Annotated in this window: 11 protein-coding genes; 7 read left to right on the top strand and 4 right to left on the bottom strand. The window is 63.6% G+C overall.

The features are described from left to right. Positions 1 to 458: 458 nt before the first annotated feature. Positions 459 to 830, bottom strand: a complete 372-nt coding sequence (locus tag WDW90_RS16105) for a hypothetical protein (RefSeq protein ID WP_336488414.1) — start codon at positions 828 to 830, stop codon at positions 459 to 461. Between the two features lie 258 nt (positions 831 to 1,088). Beyond that, complete coding sequence (locus WDW90_RS16100; RefSeq protein ID WP_336488413.1) at positions 1,089 to 1,499, bottom strand: hypothetical protein; 411 nt, start codon at positions 1,497 to 1,499, stop codon at positions 1,089 to 1,091. 243 nt (positions 1,500 to 1,742) lie between these two features. Here WDW90_RS16100 and WDW90_RS16095 point away from each other — a divergent pair, with 243 nt between their 5' ends. The 3 genes from WDW90_RS16095 to WDW90_RS16085 all read left to right on the top strand — a co-directional run bounded on the left by WDW90_RS16095 (position 1,743) and on the right by WDW90_RS16085 (position 2,740). Beyond that, positions 1,743 to 1,967 (top strand): hypothetical protein, encoded by a 225-nt coding sequence (locus tag WDW90_RS16095; RefSeq protein ID WP_336488412.1) that lies wholly within the window; start codon positions 1,743 to 1,745, stop codon positions 1,965 to 1,967. 130 nt (positions 1,968 to 2,097) lie between these two features. After that, positions 2,098 to 2,337, top strand: coding sequence for a hypothetical protein (locus tag WDW90_RS16090; RefSeq protein ID WP_336488411.1), 240 nt, complete (start codon positions 2,098 to 2,100; stop codon positions 2,335 to 2,337). A 100-nt stretch (positions 2,338 to 2,437) separates the two neighbouring features. Continuing rightward, positions 2,438 to 2,740: a hypothetical protein gene (locus WDW90_RS16085; RefSeq protein WP_336488410.1), complete on the top strand. Its 303-nt coding sequence runs from the start codon at positions 2,438 to 2,440 to the stop codon at positions 2,738 to 2,740. A 28-nt stretch (positions 2,741 to 2,768) separates the two neighbouring features. Here the strand turns inward: WDW90_RS16085 and WDW90_RS16080 are convergent, their stop codons facing one another. Further along, complete coding sequence (locus tag WDW90_RS16080) at positions 2,769 to 3,374, bottom strand: hypothetical protein (RefSeq protein ID WP_336488409.1); 606 nt, start codon at positions 3,372 to 3,374, stop codon at positions 2,769 to 2,771. A 197-nt stretch (positions 3,375 to 3,571) separates the two neighbouring features. Here WDW90_RS16080 and WDW90_RS16075 point away from each other — a divergent pair, with 197 nt between their 5' ends. From WDW90_RS16075 to WDW90_RS16065, 3 genes are all read left to right on the top strand, one after another. Then, positions 3,572 to 4,009, top strand: a complete 438-nt coding sequence (locus WDW90_RS16075; protein WP_431311050.1) for a translation initiation factor 2 — start codon at positions 3,572 to 3,574, stop codon at positions 4,007 to 4,009. 238 nt (positions 4,010 to 4,247) lie between these two features. Further along, a complete protein-coding gene (locus WDW90_RS16070; RefSeq protein ID WP_336488407.1) occupies positions 4,248 to 4,397 on the top strand; it encodes a hypothetical protein in 150 nt (49 codons plus the stop codon). A gap of 185 nt (positions 4,398 to 4,582) precedes the next feature. Beyond that, entirely contained in the window at positions 4,583 to 4,798 is a 216-nt protein-coding gene (locus WDW90_RS16065; RefSeq protein ID WP_336488406.1) for a hypothetical protein, read from the top strand. A 175-nt stretch (positions 4,799 to 4,973) separates the two neighbouring features. Here the strand turns inward: WDW90_RS16065 and WDW90_RS16060 are convergent, their stop codons facing one another. Then, entirely contained in the window at positions 4,974 to 5,705 is a 732-nt protein-coding gene (locus tag WDW90_RS16060; protein WP_336488405.1) for a hypothetical protein, read from the bottom strand. A gap of 156 nt (positions 5,706 to 5,861) precedes the next feature. Between WDW90_RS16060 and WDW90_RS16055 the strand changes: the two genes are divergently transcribed. Beyond that, complete coding sequence (locus tag WDW90_RS16055; protein WP_336488404.1) at positions 5,862 to 6,203, top strand: hypothetical protein; 342 nt, start codon at positions 5,862 to 5,864, stop codon at positions 6,201 to 6,203. The last annotated feature ends 287 nt before the right edge of the window (positions 6,204 to 6,490 follow it).

Here is a 6,490-nt window from a genome sequence, read left to right as displayed (position 1 = left end):
ATGTTTTGGGTCTAATCAGCCGGCTTTGGCGGCAAGCGGACCGTCTGCCTTTGGGCAGGCTGGCGGGTCAACTTCGGCAACTCTTGGCCGAGAGCGGCCCGTCTGTTTCTGGGCGGACGGTATGGGGAAGCGGACATTCAGCGCAGCTCAGGTAGATGCCTTGAAGTGACCCCAAGCGGACATTTGAGCCGCGGTCACTAAAGGTCCGGATGGGGTGGAAAGCCAGCATTCAGCCGGGCGGCCGCGATGGACTGCATTACCCGCGGGAGCGGACCTTCGCCGATTGGGCGTTTTGGAGCCGCCCGGCTCGCGCAAGGGGGTTTATGGAACCGAAAAGTGGCCCTCTGGGAAGTGCTCGGAAGGTCAGTAAGCCGGCAGCGCATTCATCTCGCGCCTGACGGGCACGAAGCCGAGCGGCGCCTGCCCTACCCTCGGCGACGTGGCGCCGGGCGACCACCTCATAGTTTCGTCCCCATCATCGCTTCGAGCGTCCATTGCTGGCGACGCAGATCCTTCAGATCGTCCCGGATGCGCCGCAGCCTCGACCCGGCCTCGGTGAGATCGGCCCCGACCGTCATCAGGGCCAGGAGCGCGGCCGTCTCCGCCCGCGCGCACATCTCAGACCTGCCGATCCGGTCCTTCACGTCGCCTTCCTGGTCGCTGCCGTCGTCATCGCTGCCCCCAGCTCCAGACAGGCGCGCTGGCACCACCTCAGGCGCCCGTAAGGCGAAGAGTGCCTGGAGCTGACGACGAACGTGATCCCGAATGGTGAGGGAGCCTTCGACCATCTCGGGATGAGAGTTCACGCTCAGCTCCTCGACCATGCACATCGAACGGTCCCTCGCTGGCACGTCTGACAGCGAAGATAGACGCCACGATGGCCCGCTTATTCCCGAGCTCCGCAGAAATTTTTCGCTCACGTTCGAGTGCGCTTGGACTCTACCACGCAGGTGCGAAAAGCCTGCCCGTTCATCACACCATCGAGCAGCCAGGGCGCGGTGATGCCGTTGTTCGCAGGCCCGCCGTCACGGTCGTGGTGAGCTTCACGATCTCGTCGGCCCAGCGCCGGCCCGCTGCCTCGGCGTCGATCAACCTGCCTCGTGCCTCGGCATGCGCCTGATCGCGCTGCCAGGTCTGGACGATCTTCTCGGCCGTTCTGGCATAGTTGAAGGTGGCGGGCCATCCGTCTCGACCCCCTCGGCCATGAGGATCTCGCGGATCCGCGTGGTGGCGAGCTGCGCCTCGACGGAAGCCTGGACGATGATGGCCGGGGCAGGCTCAGCCTCTCGTTCTCCGTTCTCTGGCCCGTGAACGGGCGTGAACGCGCCCGTCTGGCGGGCCGGATCGGTATTGGCGGCGAGCGCCGTCCGAACTGCCTCAAGGTCGAACTTGCCGTCGGCGCGCTTCGGGATCTGCCCCTTGGCGGCCAGCTTGTGCGGGCCCGACTTCGCGCGCCCCAAATGCCGGGCCAACTCGCTGAGGCTGAGGCCGTCCGCCATCGGAAATCCTGATGTCCACCCCAAAAATCGAGGCTGCAGAGGATCAAAAGTCGGGAGCAACTCTGCCCGCGATGGCTGGGGGGCGGGAGAGGACCCGCCGGGTTCCAAGCGCTACCCTCAAGCCACGGGGCGGCGATCAGCTTGTCATCAGCTTCCATAGCGCTCGCCCTGCCAAGCCGCAGGGCGCTCCGCATGGCCGATCCTACGATATGCTCGCCATCTGATGGAGAGCGAGGATCTGCCATGACGTGGACCGTTGAATGGAGCCGGACCGAGGAGCGACAGGCTCAGGAGGCGGATGGAACGCCGAACATTCATCTTGCGCTGGAGGGCAAGCAAGAGGCCCTACAGATCGCAAAGTCCTGCCTCGAAGCAGGCCATACCGTCTGGGCGATCAAGGACGAACACGGCAACCTGGAGATGGATCGTCACGCCGTCTTCCACTTCTTCTATCCGCTCTCGTCGTGACCGCTCAGGCGCTTGGTGGGCTGATGTACAGAAGCGCACCATCACGGCACTAGGCTGGGCCGTTTCCGTTGGTTCGCATAAGGCCGAACTGGCCCGGGCACCAGTGGTCAGGCGGTCGAGGAGATTGTCCATGGCCACGGAAGCTGCAAGAGCCGACCTCGCTCGAAAGGCTCTCGAGCTCTACCTTGAGGAGCATTGCGGTGAACGGCGATGGCGTTATCCGATCGCCGGCAGCGGCGTTGCTGTGTGCGACATCGTCGATCTCATGACCGACCTGCTGTTGCTTGCACGACTGAGCGGCCATGATCCTTGCGCGGTCCTACGCAAGACGCAGGTGCATCTCGATGCCGAGACGGGAGAGCGTTGCTGAAGCGTCGGGCATCGTCGCTCCCGGATACCAAGGCGCCGGATCCTTTCAGGGTCGATAGGGATTGGGGAGACCGGACAGGCACCCGCAATTCCGATAGAAAGTGAAAGCCTTGCTATTGCCCTTCACGATGGCGGCCGTGTTCGTCGCCGGCTGCCTCATGATCAAAACGCTGAGCCGATGGGCGGATCACATCACCCAGGCACTCGGATTCCTCTTCGGCACGGTGGTCGTGCTTCTCGTGGTGACCTGGGTGGCTCAGCACGCGCCGCGCCAGCCAATGGCCTCCTCTCGTCCGGTCGCCACTGCCGCAGCTCTTTACGGTGGCGAGAGCCTGACGGCTCAGGTCGAGGCCGCCAGAGGTCACCGATCCTTGCAGGGTGCTCCGGTGACCTCCAGCAACTGACGGCTATACGCCTCAAGAGGCGGGTCCGTCACAGCCCCGGCATCCCCATCAGGAGGCCGATCTCGTGGCTGACCCGCTTCTCGAGGTCGTCGCCCATCACCTGCTCGAAGGCTGCGGCGGTCGCGCCCTGCAGCATCTCGTCGGGGATGCAGACGCCCGAGTTCTGCAGCTGCGCCTTGCCGCGCCAGGCGTGCCCAGCCGAGACGTTCGCGAACACGTGGCCGCCCATCACCGGACCTTTTCGGTTCGGGAAGCGGCCGCCCTTGGTGAAGGTGCCTGCGAAGAGCTGGCGGCGTTCGTGCGGCGCGGCCGAGACGCCGGTTTTCGTCTCCTTCTGCGAGAAGAACTTCAGCGAGATGTCGCCGCCATGCGTGGTGAGCGTGTAGGTCAGGCTGCCCGCGTAGCCGAACTGCTCAGCCGCCGCGGTTGCCTTGTTGACCTTCACGGCCCGAACGATGACCGAGCGCTTCAGACCGGTCTGCTGGGTCAGCGCCTTGATGACCTGCGTGCGGGCCTTGGTGCAGGTGTGGTTCAGCGCCCGGGCCAGGGCGATGGATGCCTTCGCGCCGAGCTCGCCAAGCTGGTTCGACAAGCGCTCGAGCAGGCCGTCGCCGGCGAAGGTCAGGCCAGTCACAATCCATCTCCCGCATCATCACGCTTAGCACAGCGAGTGCGGCAAGCTCTCGAGCAGGCCCACTCGGCCGAGCATTGCAGAGGCGCCCACGCAACACTTCACACCTATAGTTCACACCGAAATCATTCAGCCTTGCGTTGCATCAGTAGCATGATCACAACCCCTGCGCCGCCTCAGAATGTGGCATGGGGGACACCATGATTGGGTCGAGACTGGTAACCGTGGCGCTTGTCGCCACGAGCGTTAGCGCGTGCGGCAGCATCACGCGCGGTACCACTGAGAAGATGGCCTTCCTGACCGAGCCGCCCGGCGCGCAGATGGTCACCACGAAGGGCTATGCCTGCCCTGCCACGCCCTGCTCGCTTGAGGTTGACCGCTCGGACGAGTTCGATGTCACGTTCACGAAGCCAGGCTATCAGCCTCAACTGATCCCGGTACGCACGAAGTTGGCAGGTTCCGGCGCGGCAGGCTTTGCCGGAAACATCCTCGCCGGAGGCGTGATCGGCATGGGCGTCGATGCGGCGACTGGTGCCGCCATGGACCATTTCCCGAACCCGGTCAGCGCCACGCTAGTGCCGGATGCCCTGCCCAGCGCGCAGCGCGTGAAGCGCCGGAAGGGCAAGCCCGAGGTTTGATCTGGAGAAGCCCCGACGCGGTTAACCCGCTCGGGGCGCCGCCTCACGCATCACCTCACCTGGCATCTCGATGGCGGTGAGGGCCATGATCTCCCAGGCGCACCAGCGAAGTTGCCAGAGGTCAGAGAGGGTGGGGTTGCCGGGCATCACCTCTCTCCTGTCGGCGTTGAAGCCGCTGACGACCCGCGATCCAAAATCACTGACGCGCGTTGGTCACCCTACTGTCAGGGAGACGAGCATGGACACGCACGGCAATCCAGCTAACGCGCCGGTTCACCGGCAGGGAGAATCCGCCGACACCGTCGATCAGCTCAGCAGCATTGTGTTGATGGGACTCGCGATCACAGGTGGTGTGGTGGCGATCCTGTTGATCAACCTCATCGTCTGAAAGCGAGCAAGGACATGCCCCGGACAATCATTGCTCGGAGCATCCGGACCTCCACACATTGTGTCTCGAATGCGCGAAATTCTGTTAAATGTCGTTAACTATGTCAAATAGTTGATCTGAAACTACAGATGATTGAGCCGTAGACGTGCAACCTCAGCGTTGTCCGTTAGAATGCGGAGGTCTAAGTGGCTCACTCCATTTTTATCCGTTACATCGGTCACTTCGGCGGTCGTCGTCCGCAATTGCTCGCTTACGAGATTGGCAATCGCTCGGAGGCCGAAAGCTTGGTTAGATCCATTGCCGGCTCATACCGCGATCATGGCCTGAATCCAGCAACAGCGACGTACTGGTTCCGGCACAACGACAGCGTGCACGAGATCTACGTCTGGCCGGATGCCTGACCCGGAGAAAAGCCCCGCAGCGATCAGATCGCTCGGGGCGCAACAATCCCGTCGCCTCGGTGATGCCGTGGGCCGGGTCCGGGCGACACAACCTGCCTGAGCAGTGGTCGAGGCGGTCTAGGACGCGCGCTCCCCGGATATCCTGCTCGCGAAAATGCAGCATTCGTCGGCAGCATCAAGCGACTCCGAGCTGATCTTCGTCCAGTTCCACAGGTGTTGCGCGTCCGAGGATGCTGGCCAGCACGGTATAGCGCCCGCGCGGCGCGTCGATGCGCTCGATGACGCCATTGTAGGTGGCGAACGGCCCATCGGCGATGCAGACGGTCTCGCCGGTCGTGAACAGGACCTTGATCAGGTCCGGCACAAGCTTGCCGTTTCGGCGATGCCCGGTGATGTGGTCCGCGAATTTCTGCATGGCCAGTGGCCCGATCCGGATCGGCCTGGCGCAGCCCAGCCGTTTGCGCGGCGTCCAGATCCAGGCCTCCTCGCCGCGCGCCCATAGGCTCTCAACGGAGCGGTTCCTGGCGAGGTCGCCGGGCGCATCGGCCTCGCGCAGCAACCCGACGAACAGCAGGCGCCGCAGCAGCGGAACCTGTGCGACACGAGCCTTGCCATTCTCGGCGACGAGCCGCTCTTCCTGGCGGGCCTCGAACACGGGCAGGCCGATGGCGCGCAACTCGCTGGCGCAACGTGAAGCTCGGTTCTGCTCGGTCCCGACCACGACCCAATCGCGGCTCTCGTCGACCTCGAGCCGCTCGGTCTTGGCGCGAGCCCGCACGCGCTCAGGCGATGGCAGGATCGCCCGCTGATAGGGCTTGGTCTTGCGAGCTCGCCGCATGGCGGCTTTGCCCCGCTTCTTCCGGGCAAGCGCCTTGGCTTGACGGGCGGTGACTTCGAGGTTCGTCACGGCGGCCTCTCTCGGGGTCGCCGCGGTCACGGTCGGGTATGCGCAACACAGCATCTAGCACGGAACGCAACTTCGGCAAGCACCGATACCGGTTCTTGCATTTTTCCGATTTCACTCCACCATAGGCGAATCAGTAACTGTGTTGAGTATGAGCACATGACTGATCAAAACCCCGCTCGCGATGCATTCGATGAAATCGATGAACTCCGCCGAGAGCACGCCAAGCTGCATGCCCGAGCCAACATTTACGAGAACGCATTCTCCAAGCTTGCAGCGCGCTTCGTTAACGGAGAACCGGAAGCATCAGAGATTGTCGAAGCGTATCTCTCAGAGTTGAGCGCAGACGTGAACAGCGGAATTCAAGGGTTCAGCGGACCGAACGCTGAATACGAAGCGAGTCTTCACCTCGGCTACCTCGAGGTGCTGAAAATGCAGCTTCGCTTCCAAGCGAACAGTGCCTTCATCCCGGCGCACGCGGGCCCAACCGCCGCCAACTAGCATCAACATACGGACATCCCGTCGGGGCATCTGGTCACATCCTTGCGCCGGCGCCCCAATGCCCCAACACCTCGGCCAGCGGCCGTCTCGCCTCCGCCGCCTCGATCTTCGCATCATGCCGCAGATTGCTCCGGCGGATGCGCTCGGACCGCGCCTCGGGATCCTGGCGCGCCTTATACTGGGCCTGAGCCTTGCGCCGTGTCGACCGGAGGTTCGCGACGTCGTCGGTGCTCTCGTAGGTTGGAAGCGGTGGCCGCGGACGCCGGCCCTGTGATCGAGATCACTGT

This window comes from Methylobacterium nigriterrae (genome assembly GCF_037106235.1).
Classification (GTDB): Bacteria; Pseudomonadota; Alphaproteobacteria; order Rhizobiales; family Beijerinckiaceae; genus Methylobacterium; species Methylobacterium nigriterrae.
The sequence above is the reverse complement of the archived record's forward strand: the minus strand, read 5'-3'. Positions and strand labels throughout refer to the sequence as shown.